General features: G+C 31.5%; 17 protein-coding genes. 6 read left to right on the forward strand and 11 right to left on the reverse strand.

What is annotated here, in order from left to right; all coding sequences use genetic code 11:
• The first annotated feature begins 25 nt into the window (after positions 1–25).
• The 4 genes from IUY40_RS13455 to IUY40_RS13470 all read left to right on the forward strand — a co-directional run bounded on the left by IUY40_RS13455 (position 26) and on the right by IUY40_RS13470 (position 4,707).
• Entirely contained in the window at positions 26–2,002 is a 1,977-nt protein-coding gene (locus tag IUY40_RS13455) for a urocanate hydratase (RefSeq protein ID WP_195737381.1), read from the forward strand.
• 33 nt (positions 2,003–2,035) lie between these two features.
• Complete coding sequence (locus IUY40_RS13460) at positions 2,036–2,581, forward strand: DUF4136 domain-containing protein (RefSeq protein WP_195737382.1); 546 nt, start codon at positions 2,036–2,038, stop codon at positions 2,579–2,581.
• A 210-nt stretch (positions 2,582–2,791) separates the two neighbouring features.
• Positions 2,792–4,036: a threonine ammonia-lyase IlvA gene (ilvA, locus tag IUY40_RS13465; protein ID WP_195737383.1), complete on the forward strand. Its 1,245-nt coding sequence runs from the start codon at positions 2,792–2,794 to the stop codon at positions 4,034–4,036.
• Positions 4,037–4,323: 287 nt separating this feature from the next.
• Positions 4,324–4,707 carry a group III truncated hemoglobin gene (locus IUY40_RS13470; RefSeq protein WP_195737384.1) on the forward strand — a complete coding sequence of 128 codons (384 nt, stop codon included), beginning with the start codon at positions 4,324–4,326 and terminating at the stop codon, positions 4,705–4,707.
• A gap of 95 nt (positions 4,708–4,802) precedes the next feature.
• On the opposite strand, the gene IUY40_RS13475 is transcribed toward IUY40_RS13470, so the two are convergent.
• From IUY40_RS13475 to IUY40_RS13495, 5 genes are all read right to left on the reverse strand, one after another.
• Entirely contained in the window at positions 4,803–5,075 is a 273-nt protein-coding gene (locus tag IUY40_RS13475) for a hypothetical protein (protein WP_195737385.1), read from the reverse strand.
• Between the two features lie 665 nt (positions 5,076–5,740).
• Positions 5,741–5,995, reverse strand: coding sequence for a hypothetical protein (locus tag IUY40_RS13480; RefSeq protein WP_195737386.1), 255 nt, complete (start codon positions 5,993–5,995; stop codon positions 5,741–5,743).
• Positions 5,992–6,492 (reverse strand): hypothetical protein, encoded by a 501-nt coding sequence (locus IUY40_RS13485; protein WP_195737387.1) that lies wholly within the window; start codon positions 6,490–6,492, stop codon positions 5,992–5,994. Before IUY40_RS13485 ends, IUY40_RS13480 begins: the two co-directional genes overlap by 4 nt.
• Before the next feature lie 355 nt (positions 6,493–6,847).
• Positions 6,848–7,357, reverse strand: coding sequence for a hypothetical protein (locus tag IUY40_RS13490; protein ID WP_195737388.1), 510 nt, complete (start codon positions 7,355–7,357; stop codon positions 6,848–6,850).
• Between the two features lie 2 nt (positions 7,358–7,359).
• Complete coding sequence (locus IUY40_RS13495; RefSeq protein ID WP_195737389.1) at positions 7,360–9,183, reverse strand: hypothetical protein; 1,824 nt, start codon at positions 9,181–9,183, stop codon at positions 7,360–7,362.
• Between the two features lie 482 nt (positions 9,184–9,665).
• Here IUY40_RS13495 and IUY40_RS13500 point away from each other — a divergent pair, with 482 nt between their 5' ends.
• A complete protein-coding gene (locus tag IUY40_RS13500; protein ID WP_195737390.1) occupies positions 9,666–11,423 on the forward strand; it encodes an aromatic amino acid hydroxylase in 1,758 nt (585 codons plus the stop codon).
• Between the two features lie 187 nt (positions 11,424–11,610).
• On the opposite strand, the gene IUY40_RS13505 is transcribed toward IUY40_RS13500, so the two are convergent.
• From IUY40_RS13505 to IUY40_RS13525, 5 genes are all read right to left on the reverse strand, one after another.
• A complete protein-coding gene (locus IUY40_RS13505; RefSeq protein WP_195737391.1) occupies positions 11,611–12,231 on the reverse strand; it encodes a DUF4230 domain-containing protein in 621 nt (206 codons plus the stop codon).
• A 60-nt stretch (positions 12,232–12,291) separates the two neighbouring features.
• Positions 12,292–13,299, reverse strand: coding sequence for an LLM class flavin-dependent oxidoreductase (locus IUY40_RS13510; RefSeq protein WP_195737392.1), 1,008 nt, complete (start codon positions 13,297–13,299; stop codon positions 12,292–12,294).
• Between the two features lie 450 nt (positions 13,300–13,749).
• Positions 13,750–16,035, reverse strand: a complete 2,286-nt coding sequence (locus tag IUY40_RS13515; protein WP_229335560.1) for a BamA/TamA family outer membrane protein — start codon at positions 16,033–16,035, stop codon at positions 13,750–13,752.
• Positions 16,036–16,039: 4 nt separating this feature from the next.
• Positions 16,040–20,944 carry a translocation/assembly module TamB domain-containing protein gene (locus IUY40_RS13520; RefSeq protein ID WP_317190921.1) on the reverse strand — a complete coding sequence of 1,635 codons (4,905 nt, stop codon included), beginning with the start codon at positions 20,942–20,944 and terminating at the stop codon, positions 16,040–16,042.
• Positions 20,945–21,312: 368 nt separating this feature from the next.
• Positions 21,313–22,269 carry a GSCFA domain-containing protein gene (locus tag IUY40_RS13525; RefSeq protein ID WP_195737395.1) on the reverse strand — a complete coding sequence of 319 codons (957 nt, stop codon included), beginning with the start codon at positions 22,267–22,269 and terminating at the stop codon, positions 21,313–21,315.
• A gap of 163 nt (positions 22,270–22,432) precedes the next feature.
• Here IUY40_RS13525 and IUY40_RS13530 point away from each other — a divergent pair, with 163 nt between their 5' ends.
• Positions 22,433–24,178 carry an ABC transporter ATP-binding protein gene (locus IUY40_RS13530; protein WP_195737396.1) on the forward strand — a complete coding sequence of 582 codons (1,746 nt, stop codon included), beginning with the start codon at positions 22,433–22,435 and terminating at the stop codon, positions 24,176–24,178.
• A 165-nt stretch (positions 24,179–24,343) separates the two neighbouring features.
• Here IUY40_RS13530 and IUY40_RS13535 read toward each other — a convergent pair whose 3' ends face one another.
• Positions 24,344–25,099, reverse strand: coding sequence for a hypothetical protein (locus IUY40_RS13535; protein WP_195737397.1), 756 nt, complete (start codon positions 25,097–25,099; stop codon positions 24,344–24,346).
• Position 25,100 lies beyond the last annotated feature (1 nt).

Genomic DNA, 25,100 nt, shown 5'->3' on the forward strand with positions numbered 1-25,100 from the left:
TAATAATTAAAAAATCTAAAAAAAAATGACTTTCCAAGAACAAATTCAACAAGGAATCCCATCAATATTACCTCCAAAAAAAATATATGATTTAGCTATAAATCATGCTCCAAAGCGAAAAGCAATTCTTTCTGCAGAAGAAAAAAAATTAGCTTTAAAAAATGCATTACGCTATTTTGAACCGCAACATCATGCTGAATTAATCACTGAATTTTCGGATGAATTAGAACAATACGGACGTATTTATATGTACCGTTTTCGTCCAGATTACAGGATGTATGCCAGACCAATTAGTGAATATCCTGGAAAATCAGAGCAGGCAAAAGCAATTATGTTAATGATTCAGAACAATCTGGATTATGCCGTAGCACAACATCCGCATGAATTAATTACATACGGTGGTAATGGCGCCGTTTTTCAAAACTGGGCACAATACTTACTTACCATGCAATATTTGTCGGAAATGACAAATGAGCAAACACTTACTATGTATTCTGGTCATCCAATGGGGCTTTTCCCTTCTCATGCCGAAGCGCCACGTGTAGTTGTGACTAACGGAATGGTAATCCCGAATTATTCTAAACCTGATGATTGGGAAAAAATGAATGCGCTCGGAGTTTCTCAATATGGACAAATGACTGCAGGAAGTTATATGTACATAGGACCACAAGGGATCGTACACGGAACAACAATTACGGTATTAAATGGTTTCAGAAAAATAAAACTAAATCCTGAAGGAAACTTATTTGTAACTTCTGGATTGGGCGGAATGAGTGGTGCACAACCTAAAGCTGGAAATATCGCGGGTTGTATCACAGTTTGTGCCGAAGTGAACCCGAAAATCACTAAAATTCGCCACGAACAAGGTTGGATCAATGAAATTGTAGAAGACCTTGATGAATTAGTAAAAAGAGTTTCTTTGGCTAAAGCCAATAAAGAAGTAGTGTCTATCGCATACTTAGGAAACGTAGTTGATGTATGGGAGAAATTTGACAAGGAAAACATCAAGATTGACTTAGGTTCTGACCAAACTTCATTACACAATCCTTGGGCTGGTGGGTATTATCCTGTTGGAATCACCTTTGAAGCTGCCAATGAAATGATGGCAAATAATCCTGAATTATTTAAAGAAAAAGTACAGGAAACATTACGCCGACACGCTGATGCAATAAACAAGCATACTGCCAAAGGAACCTATTTCTTTGATTACGGAAATGCATTTTTACTAGAAGCTTCACGTGCTGGTGCCGAAGTGATGGCCGAAAACAATATCGATTTTAAATATCCTAGTTACGTTCAGGACATCATGGGCCCTATGTGTTTTGATTATGGATTTGGTCCGTTTAGATGGGTTTGTACCTCTGGAAAGCCCGAAGATTTACAAAAAACAGATACTATCGCTTCACAGGTTTTAGAAGAAATGGCAAAAACAGCACCCGATGAAATTCAGCAACAAATGCAGGATAACATCAAATGGATAAAAGGTGCTCAAGAAAATAAATTAGTTGTAGGATCACAAGCACGAATTTTATATGCCGATGCCGAAGGTCGTATAAAAATTGCAGAAGCATTTAACCAAGCCATTGCAAAAGGAGAAATTGGAGCAGTTGTTTTAGGACGTGATCACCACGACGTTTCAGGAACAGATTCTCCATACAGAGAAACATCTAATATTTATGATGGATCAAGATACACAGCAGATATGGCAATACAAAATGTTATTGGAGACAGTTTTAGAGGTGCTACATGGGTATCGATACACAACGGCGGCGGCGTAGGCTGGGGCGAGGTAATAAACGGTGGTTTTGGTATGATTCTTGATGGATCTAAAGAAGCATCAAGACGTTTAGCGTCAATGCTTTTTTGGGATGTTAACAATGGGATTTCAAGAAGAAGTTGGGCACGTAATGACGAAGCGATTTTTGCAATAAAAAGAGCTATGAACACGCAACCTTTATTAAAAGTGACCATCCCTAATATAGTTGACGAGAGATTATTTTAAATAAAAATCTGTATAACCTTAAACTATCTAAACATGAAAAAATTACTTATTCTACCGATTCTGTTACTTCTTATCTTAACCTCTTGTAGCAGTATTACTGTTCATGCAGATTACGATAAATCAGTTGATTTTACTAAATATAAAACATATGCTTATTTTAAAGCTGGTATAGATAAAGTAGAAATTTCTGATTTAGATAAAAGAAGAATTTTACGCGCTATCGACGAACAAATGGCTGCAAAAGGATTTACAAAAAGTGACAATCCAGATTTATTAATTAACATTTTTACTAAAGCTAGAGAAGAAGTAAACGTAAACCAGTTTAGTGCTGGATGGGGTTACGGATGGGGTTACGGATGGAATCCATACCTAATGATGGGAAATCAAACTTCTGTTTCAACATCTACTCAAGGAACTTTATACATCGATTTTATCGACGCTAATAAAAAAGAAATGATTTGGCAAGGGGAAGGAATTGGTTATTTAACAAACCAAGGAGCTGACAAAAAAGACCAAATAGTTGCTGACTTTGTGAGCAAAATACTAGCACAGTATCCTCCTACAATTGCAAAAAAATAATCTTTTTTATTGTTCTTATTAAATAATTAATACATTTGTTTTTTCAAATAACAAACAATGACAAACTTAAATAACATTATAATCGCTATTATTAGCATTATTGTAATTCTACAATAATGGCGAGGTGTTATATAAATAAGTAAACAAAATACAATTTATTAGAACCTCCCAAATCGGGAGGTTTTTTATTTTAAAAAACAACCAAAATATATGACTTTATTTAACGAAGTAATAACAGCTAAAGAACAGCTAAGCAATGTAGTTGCTGCTACTCCACTAACACAAAACCTGAATCTTTCAGACGAATTTAAAGCAACTATCTTATTAAAAAGAGAAGATTTACAAATTGTACGTTCCTATAAAATTAGAGGTGCATACAATAAAATTTACTCTCTAAATACTACCGAAAAAACAAAAGGTATTGTTTGTGCTAGCGCAGGAAATCATGCTCAAGGCGTAGCTTATTCTTGTAATTTACTACAAATAAAAGGCAAAATTTATATGCCTAAAACTACTCCAAAACAAAAAGTAAAACAAGTACAATTATTTGGAAAATCATTTGTAGAAATCGTCCTCACAGGAGATACTTTTGATGATGCTTATGCTTCTGCAACTGAAGATGCTCTAAAAAGCAATAGAATCTTTATCCATCCTTTTGATGATTTAAAAGTTATTGCAGGACAAGGTACTGTAGGATTAGAAATTCTAGAATCTTATAAAGAGCCTATAGATTATGTGTTTGTTCCCATCGGTGGTGGCGGACTTGCATCGGGGCTTTCAGAAGTCTTTAAACACCTAAGCCCTGAAACTAAAATCATTGGTATAGAGCCAAAAGGAGCTCCATCAATGAAAACGTCTATTATTGATGGCAAAAACACCCCTTTAAAAACTATCGATAAATTTGTAGACGGTGCAGCTGTAAAACAAGTTGGCAATATAACTTTTGACATATGTCTCAAGAACTTAGATGATATTATTCTTGTTCCCGAAGGCAAAGTTTGTACAACTATTTTACGATTGTATAATGAAGAAGCCATGGTTGTAGAGCCCGCAGGAGCATTAACTATAGCTGCATTAGATTTTTACAAAGACAAAATAAAAGGCAAAACAGTGGTTTGTGTAGTAAGCGGAAGCAACAATGATATCGAGCGAACTGCCGAAATAAAAGAGCGTTCCCTACTTTACGAAGGATTAATGCATTATTTCATGATTCAGTTTCCACAACGTCCAGGCGCGCTTAAAGAATTTGTAAATGATATATTAGGCCCGAATGACGATATTACTTATTTTCAATTTGCGAAGAAAAACAGCAGAGAGTTTGGTTCCGTAGTAGTAGGATTGGAACTAAAGAACAAAAAGGATATAATAAATATTAAAACCAATATGGCAAACAAGGGATTTGAGTTTCAATACCTCAATGAAAATCAGGATTTATATGCGCAGCTTATTGGATAAAAATATAGTCAGGATTAGCCCTAACATGATTGAAATTCAGACTAAATAATAGCCTGAACATTATATTATTTTTTAGTTATTTTAATTGACGCTAATCCTTTTGGCTTTCGGGCTTTTAAACTTTCGACTTACTTAAATCTACATAAAAAACAAAAAAAACTATAAATTCAACTCTTGCCTTATATATTATTTCATTTAAGACCTTTTTTACATTCATTTAACTAAGTTCATAAGACGAATCCTCATTTATATCTTATTTTTACATAATAATTTTTATTACATACAACATGATAATTTTAGATATAACAACAATCGAGGACATACAATTATTAGTCAATACTTTTTATGCCAAAGTTCAAAAAGACGACATCATTGGTCCCATTTTTAATGAAAAAATTCAAGGAAGATGGCCTGAACATTTAGAAACAATGTATAAATTCTGGCAAACTATTCTATTAGAACAACATACCTATTCTGGAAGTCCATTCCCGCCACACAAACATTTACCTGTAGACCAATCCCATTTTAACAGATGGATTGAAATTTTCACAAAAACAGTAGATAGCCTTTTTATAGGTAATCTTGCTGAAGAAGCTAAGATGCGAGCTGTAAATATGGCGTCTATATTCATGCATAAAATTGAATATTTTAGAGATTCTGCGAATCAATAAAACAGATTAAACTCAAATTATCCAATACTATTTATATCGCCAATTTAGTTTAGGTTGTGATTCATTTTCGGTATTTGTCTTTTTATTATCAATTTTCATTCAACTCTCTCCAATTTCACATTTCGTGTATCTTTTAAGTCGATCTCGTAAAATTCTAAGTCTCTAAAATAAACATCTTGAAAAACTGGTTTTTTTGGAGATACATATGCGTTCCTAAATAAAATATCTTGTACTTCTTTTGGCGTTTTTATTTTTTTTCCTGAAATTTTTTCTTTTGGTATTTTAAAGCTTAACTCATAATTCCCTTTTTTGAATGGTACCCTTTTTAAATACAAATTTTCCCCCTGACCAAAATAGTTTATATTCATTGTGTCTTTATTTTGTATAAACTTAATATTCTTTTCAAAATAGCCACGCCCCATGTCTTCTGGAGCCCAAAGCCAAGAAGTAACTATTACACTACTTTTAGAGTAAATATTATTCCTAACGATTAATTTTATTTCGCCATTTGTAAAATTTAAAACAATTATATCTTGTTTTTTTATATCAAGTTCTATTACTTGCGCCTTACAAGAATATATAGATAAATATATAAATAAACTTTTTCATAATTGTATCCCTTTTATTCCTTCTAACAAGGTTTGTTTAACAACATTCACTACTGTCTTTATTTCAATTGGATTTAAATCTAGCCCTTTACCTTGAATTTTTGAAATATGAAAATGACCAGTAAACAATTTAGGTCGTAATTCATTTCTCATTTTAGCAACTCTATAAAATATTTCATTTGATAGATAATTCCCTCTAAAAGAGCTTTAATATTTTTATTTTTCGTAGTCAAAAGGAAACTCATTTATTTCAATTTTATCTTTCTCGCCATATTGTTTAAATAATTCTTCAAAATCTAAAATGTATGTTCCTTTTTTGAAATTTATTCTTTTAATTTTTATCTTTAAGCTAGCTTTATTTTTTAAAACTTTCACAGTCATTAAATCATCTCCGTAAATAAAATATAAATATTTGTAGGTATTATCTATCTCTGTTTTTTTATTGAAAAAATATTAAAAAGATTTTCTTTATTTTTAGTCTTTTCCAAAATGTATAAACTATTAATGTTTTTATCTTTATTTATTAACCAATCTTTAATAACTAAGGTAGAATCATTGTAAATAATTGTTTCAAATTCAATTTTACTTCCATACATTATATCAATCATTTCAGGTGTGGGTTGTGCCCTAACTACATTATTTATGAATAGAATGAAAATAATAAGAATTAGTTTTTTCATATTTTTATAATTAAGTTATTAATATTAGTTATTACATCTTTAATTACAGGGTTTATATCTGTGGTTAATTTGTCTGCATTTCTATATTCATATTCGATATAAAAAAATTTGTTATCCTGAGTTGTTTGTGTAAGTAGAATATGTAAATGTCCTGTTGTCAAGTTTGGTCTTTGTTCTTGTCTTAATTTAGCAACTCGATAAAATATTTCATTGGATAGATAATCACCTCCTGAACCAGAAACAGATTTTAAAGATTGTCTATCACTCAAATTATAGACCAATTCATTCCCTTCTATTTTATCATTCTCATATTTTTTGCCGTTTGCTTCAAAAGTCTGATTAAAATAAGTCCAAAAAGTGTCTGATGGATTATTTTGTATAGGAACCATTTTAGTATAAAGTAAAGTAGTTTCGTAAAGCTCTTTCCCATCGGTAAATTGCTTAAATTTTTCACTATTGTATTTAGCTTTTTGATTTCCCCAAAGCATATTATCCATAAACCCTCCACGGTTTTTACAAGCGAATCTATCTACATCAAATCGAAACACATCTCCTTAACTAACCGTAATTATCATATCTAATTCGTTAATAAATGGTTGTACAAAGGCTTCTATTATCCCTTTCCCGTCTTTAAATTCGTCAAAATCGGCATAGCATACTGGACAAATAAGAGTTTGTATAAAATAATCCCCAACTGTTTTACCATGTAAAGACAAGGCATTTACACCACTTGGGTTACTTTACAAAGGGTTTCCAAATCTAATCTTTTTAGGCATTTTTGGATCATCATTGAGAATAAACGGATCAAAACTTTTTTCTTCAAAAAGCTAGATTAATTCACTTTCTTTTCAATTATTTTATCTGTTCAAATTTGACATTTATTGTGTCCTTTAAATTGATTTTATAAAAAAGCACTTCATTTAATTTACAGTCTTTTCTTTTCCTTATCTCTATATCAAATAAATTTTCAAAATAAATTTCATCATTTACTTTATACTCATTTTTTAACTTAACTCTATTTAAGCCATCAGGGTTTATAATTAACTTGTACTTTCCTTTTTTAAATTTTAAATTTTCAAAGATTAAATTTCCAGTATTCCTATAAACAAGGATTAAAGTCATAGTGTCTTTTTTTTGATAAAACTCTAAATATGTAGGTCTTGGTATATCAGAATATCTACGAACTTTAACAAAATGAATGTTATTTATTTTTAGAAATTCATTGTTTATTTTAGTTACATTTATTTTATCCATAAATGCAATCAAATTATAGCTATACATATCATATTTTATAATATCTTTTTGAGCATTACATGATTGAGCAAATAAGTAAGTAAATAAATAAACATATATATATTTCATAACTAAATTCCTTTGATTCCTTCAATTAATGTTTGTTTAACAATAGCTAATACTTTTAACATGTTATCAGATTTTAAATCTGTTCCTCCTTTTTGTACTTTTGAAATATGAAAATGTCCTGTTTTTAATGTAGGTCTCATTTTACTTCTTAACTTTGCTACTCTGTAAAATATTTCGTTAGATAAATAATTACCTCCAGGTCCTGAATAAACTTTCTCTCTCGGATAATTTTCTAAAATTGCAATACCTTTTTCTCCGTTTTTTTGCTCATAATTTCCATAAAAAATAGCTAGTGAATTTCCTTGGATAAAAGATTGAGGTAAAGTTGTTTTAATAGTTTCGGAAGCTACTTCACTTACAGATTTACTTCCGTCAATTCTTGTAAAATCTTGATTATCATTAAAGCCTTCTCTTGTGCTAGTAGCAAATACATCTATATGATAATCTCCTTCTCCAGCTTGGCTAATTGTAATTATCATATCCACTTCATCTATTAAAGGTTTTATATATTTTTCAATAATTCCTTCGCCTTGTCCTTTATTATACTCTTGACTACCATCAAAATCAGTATAACGAACAGGAACAACCATAGTTTGTATATAAGCACCTAGACTAAGGTCATTGGCTAAAGCCAATGCTACAACCCCCGACGGATTAGATTGTTTAATATTGGGCGAATAATCTTCAATATCTTTATTATCAAACTCATTTAAAATAAAAGGGTCAAATCCTGTAATTAAAACTTTTTTCTTATCACCCGCCTTACTAAAATCTATACCAGTATAATTTCTGCTCTTCTCTTCAAAAAGTTGAATAATTTTGTCTAGCTCTGTTCCTTTCTTGACCATGCTTTTTTCAAAATCAATGTCTTTTTCAAAAACAGGATGGCGTTTTAGGCGTACTTGCATTTTGTTACGTGCCCAGTATAATGGTCGGTCATCTAGGTTGCCTGTCTGAACTTGTTTTATAGCGGCATCCCAAAGGCATTTTGCATCCTGTTCTACTCTAGCTTTTATTTGGTCTATGGTCAGGTTTTGTGGCGTGTGCAAAAAAGCAGAAAAATTGGTTAGTATATCTTCTATCTCTTCATTGAGTGCTGCGAACTTGTAATCGTAGTTCTCAATTAAATCTTTATTGCCTGAATTATCGGTATGAAACATACCTACCAACTCTTCATAGTTTCGCAAATAGGAAGCTACTGGTTTTAATCTGTTTTTAATTTCGGGTAACAAAAACTTAAATCCATTAAATTCTCCCTCTATATGATACTCGTTTAAATCTTTGGATAGTATTTTGGTTTGGTGTACTGTGTAATCATAGTATTCAAAATCTTCACTATACCAAAACGGATTTAGATAAAATAAATTGGTTTCGCATTGGTTATCTTTCACTTCTAGTGTCCAATCAAGTTTTTCGGCATTAGGAAAATCTTGATTGGCACTTTTGGTAAAAGCAAATAGTTTAAAAGATATTTTGGTGCCGTCTATGAGATATCGAGTTGTTATTTTTATTTTTACTTTTTGACCATAAAGTATATCAGATGCTTTTATATTACCAAAAGCAGTCAAATTTTGCTGTTGTATTACCCTATCATTTTCGTCAAGAAATTGAACTTCTGAAATTTTAGGGTGTATTCTATGATTAGGGCTTTCGATTTCTGGCGGGGTATAATACCCATACTTCGTACCTCCCTTTTTTCCATAAAAGATAATCTCTTTTGGGGATTTAAAGCTCAAGCCTTCTTTAGTGGCACTTATTGTAATAGACTCTGCCACCTTAATCGATTGTCCGAATATGTTACGTATTATATTTCCTCCTTCTTCCATGTTTTCAATTTTTTAGTAACTATTACCTTACGAGCTAATATCTGAAAGTTTTATTAAATACACAACCTGCAAGCCTGTCATTTTGTCGGTAAATTAGCATTTTAGATCTTTGCAGGTGTTCAAAATTCGAAGACTGAGTTTAATCCTTCACTTTTAAAATTACTTTAGGGACGCATTCGAACAAAAAAGTAATTTGGTTAAGATTTGATTATGGTAAATCCATAATAAAAATGTTACGACAGCACACCAAAAACATTTGACCAATCCCATTTTAACAGATGGATTGAAATTTTCACAAAAACAGTAGATAGCCTTTTTATAGGTAATCTTGCTGAAGAAGCTAAGATGCGAGCTGTAAATATGGCGTCTATATTCATGCATAAAATTGAATATTTTAGAGATTTACAAAAAATAACTCAATAAAAAACTAAAAACAGTGCTATAAATTCGTAATTTCGCAGTAGAACTACAACGATTTCGAAATGAACCCAATTATTGAAACAAATCCATTATTAGATAGATTGCCTAATCATTTAAAGCAATTTATTAAACCCCAAGATTATAGTGATTATACTCCAATTAATCAAGCGGTTTGGAGATATGTAATGCGCAAAAATGTTGACTATTTATCTAAAGTAGCGCATCATTCGTATCTAGATGGATTGAAAAAAACTGGAATCGAAATTAATAACATTCCGAGTATGTATGGAATGAACCGAATCTTAACCGAAATTGGTTGGGCAGCTGTAGCTGTTGATGGTTTTATTCCACCGAATGCTTTTATGGAGTTTCAGGCTTATAACGTATTAGTAATCGCTTCTGACATTCGTCAGCTGGAACATATTGAATATACACCTGCACCCGATATTATTCACGAAGGCGCTGGCCATGCCCCTATTATTGCTAATCCTGAATATGCCGAATACTTACGTCGCTTTGGTGAAATTGGTTGCAAAGCAATTTCTTCACACAAAGATTACCAAATGTATGAAGCAATTCGATTACTTTCGATCTTAAAAGAAGCCGAGGGAACACCTCAAGCGGATATTGATCAAGCTGAGAAAGCCGTTGAGGATTTACAAAATAATATGGGAGAGTTGTCAGAAATGGCACAAATAAGAAATTTACATTGGTGGACAGTTGAATATGGTTTAATTGGAACTATTGAGGACCCTAAAATTTATGGGGCTGGTTTATTATCATCAATCGGCGAAAGCGCTTGGTGCATGACTGATAATGTTACCAAAATTCCTTACGATATCTCGGCAGCCAATCAGAGTTTTGATATTACAAAATTACAACCTCAACTATATGTTACACCTACTTTTGCGCATTTAAATCTAATTCTAGAGGAATTTGCTAATAAAATGGCATTACGAACTGGCGGAATTTCAGGTATCCGAAAATTAATAAATTCAAATGCTTTAGGAACTATCGAACTAAGTACTGGATTACAAATTTCGGGTGTTTTTACCAATGTTATTGAAGCAGGGGGTAAACCTGTTTACATACAAACAACAGGAAAAACCGCATTATCCTACCGTGAAAAAGAATTAGTTGGACATGGAACCCTAACTCATCCTGAAGGTTTTGGCAGTCCTATCGGAAAACTAAAAGGGTTTAACCTAGCCATCGAAGACATGAGTCCGATGGATTTAAATGCCTATAAAATAGTCGAAAACGAGAATATAAAATTAGAATTTGAAGGAGGAATCATTGTACAAGGAGAAATCATTACTGGCTCAAGAAACTTACATGGTGAGATAATTTTAATTAGCTTTAAAAATTGTACTGTAACTCACGGAGACACTATCTTATTTAAACCTGAATGGGGTAATTATGATATGGCAATTGGTAAGAAAGTAGTTTCTGCTTTTTCGGGACCAGCCGATGTAAACAGTTTTGATCTGATTAATTCAGTTCCAAAAACAAAAACCATCAAAGCCAAACATTCTAAAGAACGTGATGAGCTAGAAGAGTTATACCAACAGGTTAGAACTATAAGAGAAACTAATTCTCATGAAACATTACTAACTTCTGTATTCAAAAAAATTAAAGCAAATCATACTAATGACTGGCTATTATCTATAGAAATCACAGAACTTTTAAAAAATGGCAATCAACCTCAATTACTACAAGAAGTATTGGCTCATCTTGAAAGCTTAAAAACAAGAAGACCTGAAGTTGCCCATTTAATTTCTGGAGGTTTAGATTTGATTTTTGATAAGGAAAAGTGCTAAGACTACTTAAAAATATTTCGACTCTGTTCAGCATAACAAAATCATAATATATTTTCACAATACTTTCTCCCTGAGCAGAGTCGAAGGACGCAAACAATGCGATGCTTCGACACCGCTCAGCATAACTAGAATAAGAGAAAGACATGAAAGAAAGTGTCTTTGCATCTTTAAACCTTTGTTCCCATTCCTACAATTTCAAATCGTTGCTAAGCTCAGTTTCGTTTTGAATTGTTTTACCATCGTATTGTAGTTTCCATCCCATTGAATTTGTAAGGATTAGAATTTTAGATAACTCACTAATCAGTCGGTTTTGTGCATTTGTTTTTAACGATGATTTTTCTATTTTCTTAGCTAAATTCGCCTTAACTGATTTGTTTATTTTATTATAATCATCTCCTGTAAATGCGTTTAATTGACTTTGCTCAACATTATAATATTGAATGTCTGGATTGATAGTAATTTCCTCTTTTGGAATTGATACTATTTTTATAACCTTATTTTTTTCATCAATTTCATACTTCATTTTATGTAAGTCGTATGCCACTGTAACATTTGCATTCACTACAACCAATGCTTTCTTTTCAAAAGAAATCATATCTAGTAAGTACTTGTTTGAGTTTTTGTAGGTCACTACTTCCGAGAAATGTCCTTCGGTAACTATTAGCTTCCCTACGTTTACAATTTGTTGCTGTATTAAATTGGTATTGTAATCTAAACTCGATGTTTCGTCTTTTTTGAATTCACAATGCTTAAATGCAAGAACGATTCCGGCAATAATTACAATTCCAATTAAGATTTTTCTCAACATAATGATATTTTAATGATGACTATTATGTTGCCAATTTAGTGTTTTTTTTAGAAAACATCACTACACTTTATTTATGTTATCGATAACTTCTTTAAGAATCTTCAAACTTTTCATTTTATCCTGATGATCAAAAATCGGACTTGTAACCATCAATTCATCTATACGTGAGTAGTTTATAAATTGTTTTAAGTCTTTTTCTAACTTCTCTTTGCTTCCTGTAAAGGTACAAGCTGTCATTTGATCTACATGAAATTTTTCTTCTTCACTCATCAATCCTTCCAAGGATGGCAATGGTGGCTGCATTGGTTTTCTGTTATTGCGTATTAATCCTAAGAACATTTGATATAAAGTAGTCGATAAAACTTCGGCTTCTTCATTTGTATCTGCTCCAATAGCATTTACGCATGCCATTGTTTTTGGACTACTCAAATATTTTGAAGGAATAAAGTTTTCTCTATAAAACTCAAATGCCTGCAACATCATTCTTGGCGCAAAATGTCCCGCAAATGCATATGGCAATCCTTTTGCCGCAGCTAATGCAGCGCTATCCATACTAGAGCCTAATATCCAAATGGGTACATTTGTCCCTTCTGCTGGGAAAGCACGTACTTTTGCAGAAGCATTATCTGGAGAAAAATAATCATGAATTGCCTGCACATTTTTAGGGAATCTTTGCGACTGCTCGTAAAAATCTTCTCGAATAGCTTGTGCAGTTAAAGAATCTGTTCCTGGTGCTCTGCCCAAACCTAAATCAATTCGGTTTGGATAAAGTGTTTCAAGTGTTCCAAATTGTTCTGCGATAATAAGTGGTGAATGATTAGGAAGCATTATTCCTCCCGAACCCACACGAATATTTTGCGTCTGGCTTGCTATATAACCTATTAAAACTACTGTTGCTGTACTGGCTACATGTGCCATATTATGATGTTCTGCCAGCCAAAATCTATTATAACCTAAATTGTCTGCGAGTTGAGCGAGTTCTTTTGTTTTTTGAAAAGTTGCTGTTGCATTGCTGCCTTCTGTTATAAATGCTAATTCCAGTAAGGAGATAGGGATGTTGTTATTCATTTGGATTAATCTTTTTTACAAAATTAACCATTAATAAATTCTCAATTGTTAATTGAATTATAAATTTTTAACAGCGTTAAATAAATCTAACATCGATAAATGAAATCTTTTTATTTTGATTAATTACAGAATAGTTCAAAAACACAAATTTATTAGCACAACTTGATGAATGCAAAAGTTATTTTTTGTAACTTTAGATAACAAATTATAAATCCCTTATTTATGAAAACTCGTAGAAAAATTAAGTATATCACTAAACGATATATTTACAGAATTATCAGAGATATAAGCGGCAATAAGGATAAGTCTAAGAAATTGCTTTTATCTAATTTATTAAAAACTAATGTCCAATTACTTAAAGGTGTTGACATTAACAGCACGATGTTGTTTTAACCCAAGTATGGCAACAAAACTACATTCTTAACTACTCTAATTTTGTATTGGATCATTCTAAAAGGGATACCCAATTGCGATATTAAGTACCAGATTGTCTTTTCTCCAAGAACCACTTCCAAAATTAATATCATCTATTACCCATCGTTGTCCTTCTGGTAAATAGGGTATTCTTAGCGGAAACGCAACGTCGGTTCTTAATATTAAGAATGATAAATCGAAACGTAATCCTGCTCCTGCACCAACAGCAATTTCTTTCATAAAGTTTTTACTGATTTTTGCTCCGGGTTTATTAGTGTCATTATTGAGCAGCCAAACATTTCCAGCATCTAGAAATATCGCTCCTTGTACTATACTAAAAAGTTTAGCTCTGTACTCTGTATTAAATTCTAGTTTTAAATCTCCTGATTGATCTGGCAAAAACGTGCTGTTTGTATCTGGACTTACAAAACTACCCGGACCAATTGATCGGGCTCTAAAAGCACGAATACTATTGGTTCCTCCTACAACAAATTGCTTAATCGAAGGCAAAGAAGAAGAATTACCATACGGCAAGCCTATACCTAGAATAAGTCGGCTTGCTAATTGGCTTTCTTTTCCTAGTTTAAGATAATGTCTGAAATCCGTTTTTAATTTTACATATTGACTAAAAGGAACATCAAATAATTTTATGGTATCATTTTTCTTGATATTTGCTTTTGTAGCCAAGCCTGTTATATTACCTGCTAAATCAAGTTCGCCATTAAAATAGAATGTATTCTTTTTTCTCTTTTGCATCGTATTGGTGTAAGTATACGAATACGTAGGGCCAAAAATCAATTGTTTTTCTAACACTTTAGATAATGATTCGTCTTTCGCTACCTGTTCCAAATAATAAGGCGTCACATGATTTGGACTTACATAATTAACCTCTATGATATCCAATTGATGTTCTTTTCGAACATTTTCTTTCCATAAATATCCAAAAGATCCTCTAAATGAATTTAAGGCATAAAGATTAATTCGGTTTTGATATTCATACCCTAAACTTGCTTTCGTTTTTGGAACAAACTCACTAGAACCCTGAAAATTAAATGGCGTAATTAATCTTGGCCAGGTTAAACTGGCTTCCCCTCCTACTTTATATATATTGTTCCCTTTATTTTGTCCCGAAATCTGAAAATCAGCTCCTCCAAATACTGATAATGTAAACAATTCTGCTCCTCTAAGTAAGTTCCTGTTGTTCCAGTTTGCATTGATCTCTGTACCCGAATAACTAGCCGAATTGGTTTTTCCTAAAACCTCAACTCTAATAAATTTCTTTGGCAGTAAGGTTAGGTAATAATAGGCATCTAAAGCATTTTTTATACTATCAGATTCTTTAAATTCATTTTTTACAAAATTAAATGTTCCTAAATTCACAAAACGATTCAAAGAAAGATTGTGATCGGATCGATTATAAAAATCTCCTTTCTTAAAATACAACGCTCTATCGAATACTCTTGGTCTAAATGTATTTGTCGAATCTATGATCGTGAAATCTTTATACTTTACGATATCTTCTTTTTTATAAGCTACGCTATCCTTTAAAATAGAAAAATTAGGATATACAACTATATCATTAATTGTATAAGCTACTTTAGCTTTTGCTGGCGTTTCATCTTTTATTTTTAATTTTAAACTTACCTCATAATCTCCTTTAGTACTATCGACTTGTGCCAAGATATAATCTGGATTAAAATAATAAAATCCTTTTTCTTTCAATCGCGAATCGATACGTTCTCTCTCTGATTTTATAACATCTAAATCATACGGCTTCCCTACTTTTAGCAATGACCTACGTGTTGTTTTGGCTATTGTTTTGGCTATAGCCGAGGAATCTTCTGGAAATGTAACACTCTTTATTTTATACTGTTTTTTAGGCAAAACAGTATATTCTGCTGTTGCTCTTTTATCTTTTGCAGTAGAATCAGCACTAACTCTCACTTTAAAGAAACCTTTATTTTCAACATAATTTCTCAAGACCGCTGTGTTATAATCTAAATCGACTTTACTATAAAGCACTGGAGCTTCTCCAACTTTATTTCTTAACCAATATCTTGTTCCTTTCTTTTTCTTAGGCTCTCCTGCTATATTGTATATCCATAATTTAATACGCAATCCTAAAAATTGTTTATTGGACAAGGGACGTAACAAACTTTGTAGCTCATTTTGCAGTGCTATTTTTTCTTTCTTTTTAAGAATAGAATCCTCAATTTTTACTGAAGCTCCAGTATACAGTAATTCCCCTTTTGGTAAATATTTGGTATTGCTACATCCAAAAACAAAAAATAAGGAAAGTATTATAAAATATTTAGTTCCCATATCGCTACGTTTTTTGCTCTTGTTCATTATCTAATTCTTCTTTCTTTTTTTCCTCTTTCTCTTTTTGGCTCTCTTTTTCTTTGCGTATTTTTTCTTTTCTAATTAGCTCTTTTTCTTCCTTACTGCGATGGAACAATTCTCTAAACTTATTGTAATTCATTGTAATAACAAAAGCAATTCCAGTTTCAACAACTTGTCCTTCTACAGCAACTTGGTATTGGTTTTTACGATAGGCTCTAACCATATATCGCCCGTCTTTTGTAAGTTGATAATCTATAGCAACATCTCCTGCAATATTGCTATCCTGTTCATTATTATCTTGCCCTTCTAATCCAAAACTACTTCCGATAGTTACTTTTAATCTATCATCTAATAATTTCTTAGAAATCCCCACATTTAAGTCGGTTTTGTTTTGTTTTGTCCCCGAAGTGTAATCATCTGTAGATTCTAAATCAAATTCTAACTGTACTCCGCTTATTAAATCTCCTGCCAGATTATTTAATTGATCAGATAATATTTTACTCACACTTTGTCTCGCCATAGATTCGGCACTTGTACCGCCACTTTCACTTGCAAAAGGATTTTCGCCAACAAATCGGTTTAAGAGTAAAAGTGCGAAAACCTGTTTGTTTAATTCTGATGGATCTTGTCTCAATTGCTGTAATTTTGCTTGAGAAGTTGTTATAATATTTGATGAAACATCGTAGTTACCATCTGGAAGAACAACATCAAATGAAATTTCGGGTTTCATCAATTCTCCATTCATCTTTAATAAAGCTTGAAACGGAATTTTTTGCTTGTATGTGTTTTTTTCTATTGCGGACATTGTCCCTAGCTGATTTCCTAATAAATCTATGGGTGCTGTATTTACTTTATATATGGCTGTTAAATTTAAATTTGCCATTGTAGGCTCTCCGTTCCATATGATATAACTCCCTTTTTGAATATCAAATTTTCGTTTTATCATATTAAAACTCATTTCATAAGCTCCTTCACTAAATTCATATTTACCCGTAAGTGTAGTTTTTCCTGAAGGATCAATCCCACCAATAAGATCTGCTTCTCCTAATAACCTCAAGTAATCTCCATTTCCTTTATCGATTACCAAAGTAAGTTCTGCCTTTTTGTCTATAGAAATAGCAACGCTTACATCCATACCGATTAATTTGGATTGATTAAGTTTACTTTCCATCGCAACAGTTTGTTTCAATAATAAATTATCCTCATTTACAAACTCTACAATTCCCTCTCTATCGGCAATAGACGGATCTGATTGAGGCATAACAAATGTAAATTTTGTATCCTCATTAATTTTTATATTTCCTCCGACAACAGGATTATCCAACGTCCCCTTTATATTTAGGTTTGCATCCAATGATAAATCTCCATAAAACAAATCATTATCTGCTTCGGTAGAATGAATGGCTCTAAACTGATCTGCTTTTATCGTTAAAGCAAAATCATAATTTCTAAAATCTTTAGAATTGATTTTTCCATTTACAAATAGTTCATTCTTATTTTCATCATAAACAGAGAAATTATCAAAAACTATTGCTTCATTTTCAATTTTAATTTTTTCATTAGCTATTTCATAAATAGAATTGAACTTCGTAACTCTAAAAGCTGCATCGTTAAAATTTAATTCTCCATTTACTTTTGGAGCATCTGTATTACCTGTAATTTTAAAATTTCCTGATAAGTAACCCGAACCATCTTTAAGATTCCCCATACTAAAGCCCTGAATACTCTTAATATTTAAATGATTGATAGCTACATCAAAATCAAAAGTACTATCATCGATTTTATAATTCCCAGTAAGGCTCACATCGTTTCCTTGCTCACTTAGTGTAACATTAGCTGCTAACAAATTATTGGTTTTATTATCTACTTTTATACCAATATCTCCAACTGGTTCTCCTTTAAAACTAAAATCATCTATTTTTAAATCGGAAGTAAAAGTTGGTTTAGTCATTACATTTTCAATCAAAGCCGACCCATTTATTAAACCTTGCGCCAACAATTCGTCTTTTTTGACCATATTTAAAATAGTCTCGATTTTAAAATTGACAAAGTCTATTTGCAATGGTGCATTTTTTCCTTCGTTTTGAGATTGAATTTTTAGTTCATTACCCGAATTATCTAAAAAAAACTTATTAATGTAAAGTCTTTTATCCCCAAATTCAATACAGTTTTCTGAATTCAAATTCCATTTGTCGTAATTTAATACAAAACTATCCGAATCAAATTTGATAGTACTTTTGGCATTTTCATGAAGTAATTCTCCTTTAATAAAATACTGCTCTTTGTCTTCTTTATCTTTTATTTGCAATGCATATTCCAAGATATTGTTCTCTATTTTACCTGACAAGCCAACAAATGGTATTTTAAAATCTCCACTCTCTACAGGTGCTACAGAAACCTGATATTCTAATGCTTTATCTTTTGCTTCTATATTTATTTTGCCATCCGAAATTGTATTTGTATCATAAATAATTTTCGGAATGGTTCCTTTTACTTCCAATGAATCTACTACATTATTATATTTTCCAGTAATCTTAATAGGCTCTAATCCTTTAAGTTTTGGTACAAGTTGAAATAACAATGGATCACTATCTACTGACAAATTAAACGTTACTCGTTGTTCATCTGAATCCCCTTTTGTTTTAGGAATCTGGAGATCCATATATTTTGACAGTGATTTTTTTAATGCTGCCGATAATGTCGTTAACTTATACTTCCCATCAACTTCGGCTTTAAGAAATTGCGACTGTATCTTGATGTTGTTTTTTTCTTTATCGGCATAAGCCAAAATTTTAATTGAGTCCAATACAATTGGTTGTCCCTCTTTTAAAACCTGAATATTGGACAAAAAAACCTTTCCGTTTAAAAAATCAGGGTTGCTATTGCTTATATCCGCATCAATATTACCACGAAGTTTCATCGGGCCTGCATGAAGATTTAGTTTTTCAAGATCTGCAATATCTAGGTTTAATTTTAATTTTACTGCTGGATATTTATCATCAAATCTTCCGCTAGCAACTAAATCAAAATTCAAATTTGGATCTTTTATTCCAGATTTAATTGCAAAGGCACCTTTAGCAATCTCTCCTTTTAAAATTAAATCTTTGTATGTGTATTTGTTAAATACTGCTTTTTGTACAATCCCATCCAGATGTGCTTGTGCAGTTTGGGGATCCAGCCCCTTTCCTTTTACTTTTGCTTTAAGCGTAATTTTTCCTAATGAATCATTTTTTATTAATTTGCCTAAATCAAATTCTGTAAATGAAATTGTCGCATCGTATTTCTCCGATTTCTTAATTCGTTGATCAAATAAAGCATCAACTTTGGCATTTCCAAAACTGCTATTTAATGATAAATTGGTTTTAAAGTTATTTACTGATCCTTTAAATTTTCCTTTTAAATTAAATTGTGAAGGCAACTGAATGTTTTTGGGGATTGTTCCCGTTGGCACAAAAGAAATTACATCTTTGGATGAGCTCACAAAGTTTTTTATATCCAAATCATAATATGCTTTTTGTGCATCTGGCATTCCTGTAATTTTTCCCGAAATGGAAACTTTTGTAGATCCTATTCCGCTCATTTCAAACTGCGGAATTGCTAAATCTTTTACTTTCCCTCTCACTCGTGCGTTTACAGACAAAACAGCATTAGGATTACTCTTAAACGGATTGGTGTTTTGTAAATCTGGAACAAAAAGTAATATGTCTTTAAAGCCTATTTTTGTCTGACTTAAGTTTGCGTCTAAACTAAGATTATCGATATTCTTAGTAATGGCTGCAATTGATGGATAACCTACTTTTATCTCTTTTTGTAATAAAGTTTGTGGCGTTTTTAAATACAGATTATTTAAATATGCATTTTTAGCCCCATAGAAAAAATCTGTTTTAAATTCCTGAATTTTAAGTCCACTTTTTTCATTTACTCCAAATGATTTTATACTTCCCGAAATCATATCATTTGCATAATATAGCTTTTCAGCTTTTAAATTAAAATTATCCAAATCTAGATGTCCGTAATCAATCCCTCTCTTAGCAGGTTTCGATTGCATATCATCATATTTAAAAGCAACATTTTGTATATCGGCAGATTTCAATTTTAATTTCCATCCTGCTTGAGGAATTGCTGTAGAATCTAAATCTGGAGTTTTAAGTTGTTTTTCTTTTATCCCTAATCGTAAATTCCCCTTTAGATTTTTTAACTCGAAAGCATCAAAATCCAGCATTTGATTGTTTAAATCTACTTTGTTAACTAACAGTTGTAATTTATCTAATGTAACCCCCGAAGCAAGTTTAGAATCTTTATTATCATATGAAATATCAATCTTGGACAGTTTTATTTTATTTAATTTCAAATTAAAATCTGCCCTTTTAGAAATTGTATCTACTGTATTTACCGAAACTTCGGCTATTTTCTCAACCAAATCCTGATTTAAGACTAATTTCAATCCGTTTAAATCAATATTCGGAATATCGAAATCCATTTTATCCAAATCGAATTTCTTAAATTCTGTTTGAAAATCAGTCAGTTTAACACGAATATCATTCTTAGAGAAATCATCTTTAAAATTCAGATTGATTTTATTCAAATTAATTTTTACAACCGATATTTTAAATGGCTTACTATTAGGATCTACTGGCTCTGGCTCTTTGGAAGCAAATGCAGCAATTATATAATCAAAATTAAAAACTCCGTCTTTGTTTCTGGAGATATTAGCAGTCGTATTTTCAAGAGAAATCGAGTTTATTTCTACTTCACTATCTATAAGTTTAAACAAATCAATATCGACTTCTAATCGTTTTCCGCTAAGTAGCGTATCTTTTTTTTGATCTTCAAAATAAAATCCTTCTAATACAATATCTTTAGGAAAATCAATCGATATTCTATCCAAAGAAACTTTGGTTTTTATCTTTTTTTGTAAAAAAGTGATTGCTTTATCTTTAGCAAAATTTTGTACTGCCGGAACCTGAATTAAAATTATTATCAATAGCAATAGTGCCACTATTGTAATGACGCACCAAAGTAGCACTCGAAGTATTTTTTTCAGAAAAAAAAATCGTTTCTTATTCATATAAAGAAAATAAGGCTAATAAATGGTTTAGATTATCGATATATAGTTACTAAATTTAACTAACCATATCCAATTTACAAAATTGTAAAAAATATACCTCAATACTTTATATAATTATTTAAAGTTATTCTAGAATTAAGGACTATTGTAAGTATATAATTACTTAAAACTCAAAACAAAGAACGTGTTTAAAACTTAATATCAGGCCATTTTTCTTCTATCCTTTTTATTTTACTACTTAGCTTAGATAAGAATGTACGGTGCTGTTCGGAATCTGGATTAAAACTTCGATGAGAAAGGCCTTTTTGTATTTCGGATATATCATTCATTACAGTAATTCCTTCTTTAGAAATGTAGTTTTCACTAAATCTTTCCCAAATATAATCGATAGCAATTTGATTGGGATGTAACATATCTTCTGCATAAAATCGATAATCACGAAGTTCATCCATCATGATTTCATAGGAAGGGAAATATCCAGTTTGCAGTTTACAGTATTCAGTATTCAGAGTATTGTGCAAAGAAGAAATCAAATTGGACTTACTCCATTGGTTCTCTACAAAACCATCTTTTATATGACGCACTGGCGAAATAGTAAAAATGATTTTTGCTTTTGGATTTATTGAAGCAATTAAATCTATTGTATTCTTAATACTTTCTTTGATTATCTCAACTGACAAAAGTTCTTTTGAAAATTGCTTTTGTGGTACTTTATGACAATTCGCAACTACAGCTTTATTATCATTGGTACGATATACCCATGAAGTTCCATAAGTTATAATAACATGAGTAGCTTCGGTTAATTCTTGATATGTCTTTTTAATAATCTGATTGAGATTATGAATCAAATCTTCTTTATTCGCATTACTTAAATCGGAATGTACATCAAACGAATGCCAGAGCTCATTATAAAAAAAGACATCGCTTTCTGTGAATGTTTTTTGCAAAACTGCAAAGTCTATCAATTTCTCAATTGCCAGAGGATGAAATAAAATCCCTAATGGATTGCAACTATTATTGAACTTAAAATAATCTAGTTTCTCTGCCATATTAACTGCAAAACAAGAACCTAGAGACAATACTCTAGAATTATAATCAATCGGGTTATTACTTTGCGAAATAGGTACAAGAGTTCTGAATTGCATATTTTGAAGTTTTAAACAAATTTCAACCATTTTCTACAAACAAAAAAACCAAATACAGAAGTATTTAGCTTTATAGTAATTTAAGGTTTTTAATTACGTTAATCAGAATTACTAAATCAATCTATTCACTACTTTTGCATCTTCTATAAATTAAAACTCACACATGAAATTATTATATTCTTATATAATCAAACATAAAATGCTGTTGTTTCTAGCCTTGGTTATGGCAACTATAAACATCTGCTTCAGCTTATCCGATTCTGTAATTACGGGTAAATTAATGCAAGATTGCGGTGTTGGATTAGCCAAATACAAAGGAAATGAGATTGGTTTTATTAAATCTGTTGCATTCTGGCTTGGTCTTTCGCTTGGTGCAGCAATGATCTCTAGAATTACTAAAAACTTTCAGGATTATTTCACCAATGTTGTTATTCAGCGAACTGGTGCTCAAATGTATACTGATGGTATTAAAAAATCACTCGATTTGCCTTTTGCTGAATTCGAAGACCAGCGTAGCGGTGAAACGTTAAGCAAACTAACCAAAGTACGTTCTGATTCTGAAAAATTAATTACACTTTCAATTTCTCTAATTTTTCAAACTGTTATCGGATTCATATTTGTAGTTATTTATGTTGCCCGAATTGATTATCGCATTTCTATAATATTCTTAATTACTGCGCCAATTATAGCTTTAGTAAGCTCGTATTTAGGGAAAAAGATAAAAATTGTTTCTCGAAAAATTGTAAATCAAACCAATGCTTTGGCTGGTTCTACTACCGAAAGCTTAAGAAATATCGAACTTGTAAAAAGTCTTGGATTAACGTATCAGGAAGAAAAACGTTTGAATTTAAATACTTTTAAAATCCTGCAACTGGAATTGCAAAAAATCCGTTTCATCAGAAGTTTAAGTTTTATTCAAGGTACAACCGTTCACTTTTTAAGAACTTGTGTCGTTTTTACGCTGTATTATTTCTTGTTTGGACAAAAAATAATTGTGGGTGATTTACTAACTATGGTATTCTTTACATTTTTCATTTTTGGACCTTTGCAAGAATTAGGAAACTTTATAATCGCTCTTAATGAAACCAAAGTTTCTATGGAAAATTTTAAAACCTTGTTAAGCGCTCCAAAAGAATTTCGTCCAAAAAATCCAAAACATGTTGGAGCCATTCGTTCGTTGCTTTTTTCGAATGTAAGTTTCCAACATAAAACAGCTAAGTTCAAAGCTGTAGAGAACATTAATTTCGATATCAAACAAGGGGAAACTGTAGCTTTTGTAGGTCCATCAGGCTCTGGGAAAACCACTTTAGTAAAATTATTGGTTGGATTATATACACCTGCTCAAGGTAAAGTCCTTTATAATGATATCGATTCTACCGAAATTGATTTATTGGATCTAAGAAAACAATTGGGATTTGTAACTCAGGATGCGCAATTATTCTCTGGAACAATTCGTGAAAATTTATTGTTTGTAAGACCATCAGCTACAGATGAAGATTTATATGATGCATTAAAAAGAGCTAGTTGTGAGAAACTATTGCATCGTGCCGAAGACGGTCTAAACACTACAATTGGCGAAGGTGGAATTAAGGTTTCAGGTGGGGAGAAACAGCGTTTGTCTATTGCTCGTGCCATTTTAAGAAACCCTAATTTATTAATTTTTGACGAAGCAACTTCTGCATTAGACTCTATTACCGAAGAAGAAATCAATACTACAATCCGAAATATATCGGACAAAAACAGAATTACAGTTTTAATTGCTCACCGTTTATCTACTGTAATGCATGCTGATAAAATATTTGTATTGGAACAGGGTAAAATCATTGAGCAAGGCAAACATGACGCTTTAGTACTCGAAAAAGGGTTGTATTATGCCATGTGGCGTCAGCAAATTGGTGAACGTAAATAGTTTTTCTATGAATTGCTAAGATCTTAAAGTTCTAAGTAGCTAAGTTTTCTATTCTAAAAACAGAAACCCCTTTCATTTTAGTGAAAAGGGTTTCTAAAAACTGTATGTGCCTTTTGTTATTATATAATCCTAAGAACAAGTCATAAATTATATTTTTTTAAATAACTACTGGTAGAAATATTCCGTAGACACTTTTCCTACTTGAGTAGTTTCAATACTTGTTGCAGGGTAATTACCTGTGTTATAAGTATAAACAGAACTAGCCCAAACCGCATCACCAGTATGATCAGTAAGAATATTATGCAAGTTCCCATCAGCTTCACCATCAACAAAAGCAATTTTATCCATACCTAAAACATTCTTTAAAGGATTATTTTTAGTATCATAGGTATATTTGTGATTTGGTGAATTTGTACTAGTAATTTCAATCACTACTCCATTAAGAAATGTAATGGTACTTTTTCCCGCAACATCATTTTGTGCCCCTACATTTCCTCCATATGAATTTACTGTAATTGTACCATTTGCATTATATGTATATGACTCTCTATATCCATAATCTTCAAGAGGCTCAACTCGTGTAAAAGTTGTCAACTTACCATCTGTACTGTACATATACGAATTTACTTGTTCTAAGGTACCATCTGCTAGTCTAAATTCCAATTTGGTAATTAAATCTCCTGTGTAAGTATAAATCATAGATTCTCCCTTACTATCGATTCTGCTTACCAATTTATTACCATTATATTTATAATTGGTAGTTAATGTTAAGCCATCCTCTTTTTCAATTGTCTTTTTTAAGAATGTCTGACCCTCAGTTGGATTAGTTGTAGTTGTATCATCATCTTCTCTAGTCACATCACTTGAACAAGAAGCCAGTACTAATAAAGCACTAAAAAGGCAAAGTAGGTTTTTTTTCATT

It is taken from the genome of Flavobacterium sp. ALJ2 (assembly GCF_015594725.1).
Taxonomy (GTDB): Bacteria; Bacteroidota; Bacteroidia; order Flavobacteriales; family Flavobacteriaceae; genus Flavobacterium.

Bases quoted from the DNA above. Each gene is read 5' to 3' on its own strand.
- IUY40_RS13455 (WP_195737381.1), top strand. From the start codon at position 26: ATGACTTTCCAAGAACAAATTCAACAAGGAATCCCATCAATATTACCT.
- IUY40_RS13460 (WP_195737382.1), top strand. From the start codon at position 2,036: ATGAAAAAATTACTTATTCTACCGATTCTGTTACTTCTTATCTTAACC.
- ilvA (WP_195737383.1), top strand. From the start codon at position 2,792: ATGACTTTATTTAACGAAGTAATAACAGCTAAAGAACAGCTAAGCAAT.
- IUY40_RS13470 (WP_195737384.1), top strand. From the start codon at position 4,324: ATGATAATTTTAGATATAACAACAATCGAGGACATACAATTATTAGTC.
- IUY40_RS13475 (WP_195737385.1), bottom strand. From the start codon at position 5,075: ATGAATATAAACTATTTTGGTCAGGGGGAAAATTTGTATTTAAAAAGG.
- IUY40_RS13480 (WP_195737386.1), bottom strand. From the start codon at position 5,995: ATGAAAAAACTAATTCTTATTATTTTCATTCTATTCATAAATAATGTA.
- IUY40_RS13485 (WP_195737387.1), bottom strand. From the start codon at position 6,492: ATGGATAATATGCTTTGGGGAAATCAAAAAGCTAAATACAATAGTGAA.
- IUY40_RS13490 (WP_195737388.1), bottom strand. From the start codon at position 7,357: ATGAAATATATATATGTTTATTTATTTACTTACTTATTTGCTCAATCA.
- IUY40_RS13495 (WP_195737389.1), bottom strand. From the start codon at position 9,183: ATGGAAGAAGGAGGAAATATAATACGTAACATATTCGGACAATCGATT.
- IUY40_RS13500 (WP_195737390.1), top strand. From the start codon at position 9,666: ATGAACCCAATTATTGAAACAAATCCATTATTAGATAGATTGCCTAAT.
- IUY40_RS13505 (WP_195737391.1), bottom strand. From the start codon at position 12,231: ATGTTGAGAAAAATCTTAATTGGAATTGTAATTATTGCCGGAATCGTT.
- IUY40_RS13510 (WP_195737392.1), bottom strand. From the start codon at position 13,299: ATGAATAACAACATCCCTATCTCCTTACTGGAATTAGCATTTATAACA.
- IUY40_RS13515 (WP_229335560.1), bottom strand. From the start codon at position 16,035: ATGGGAACTAAATATTTTATAATACTTTCCTTATTTTTTGTTTTTGGA.
- IUY40_RS13525 (WP_195737395.1), bottom strand. From the start codon at position 22,269: ATGCAATTCAGAACTCTTGTACCTATTTCGCAAAGTAATAACCCGATT.
- IUY40_RS13530 (WP_195737396.1), top strand. From the start codon at position 22,433: ATGAAATTATTATATTCTTATATAATCAAACATAAAATGCTGTTGTTT.
- IUY40_RS13535 (WP_195737397.1), bottom strand. From the start codon at position 25,099: ATGAAAAAAAACCTACTTTGCCTTTTTAGTGCTTTATTAGTACTGGCT.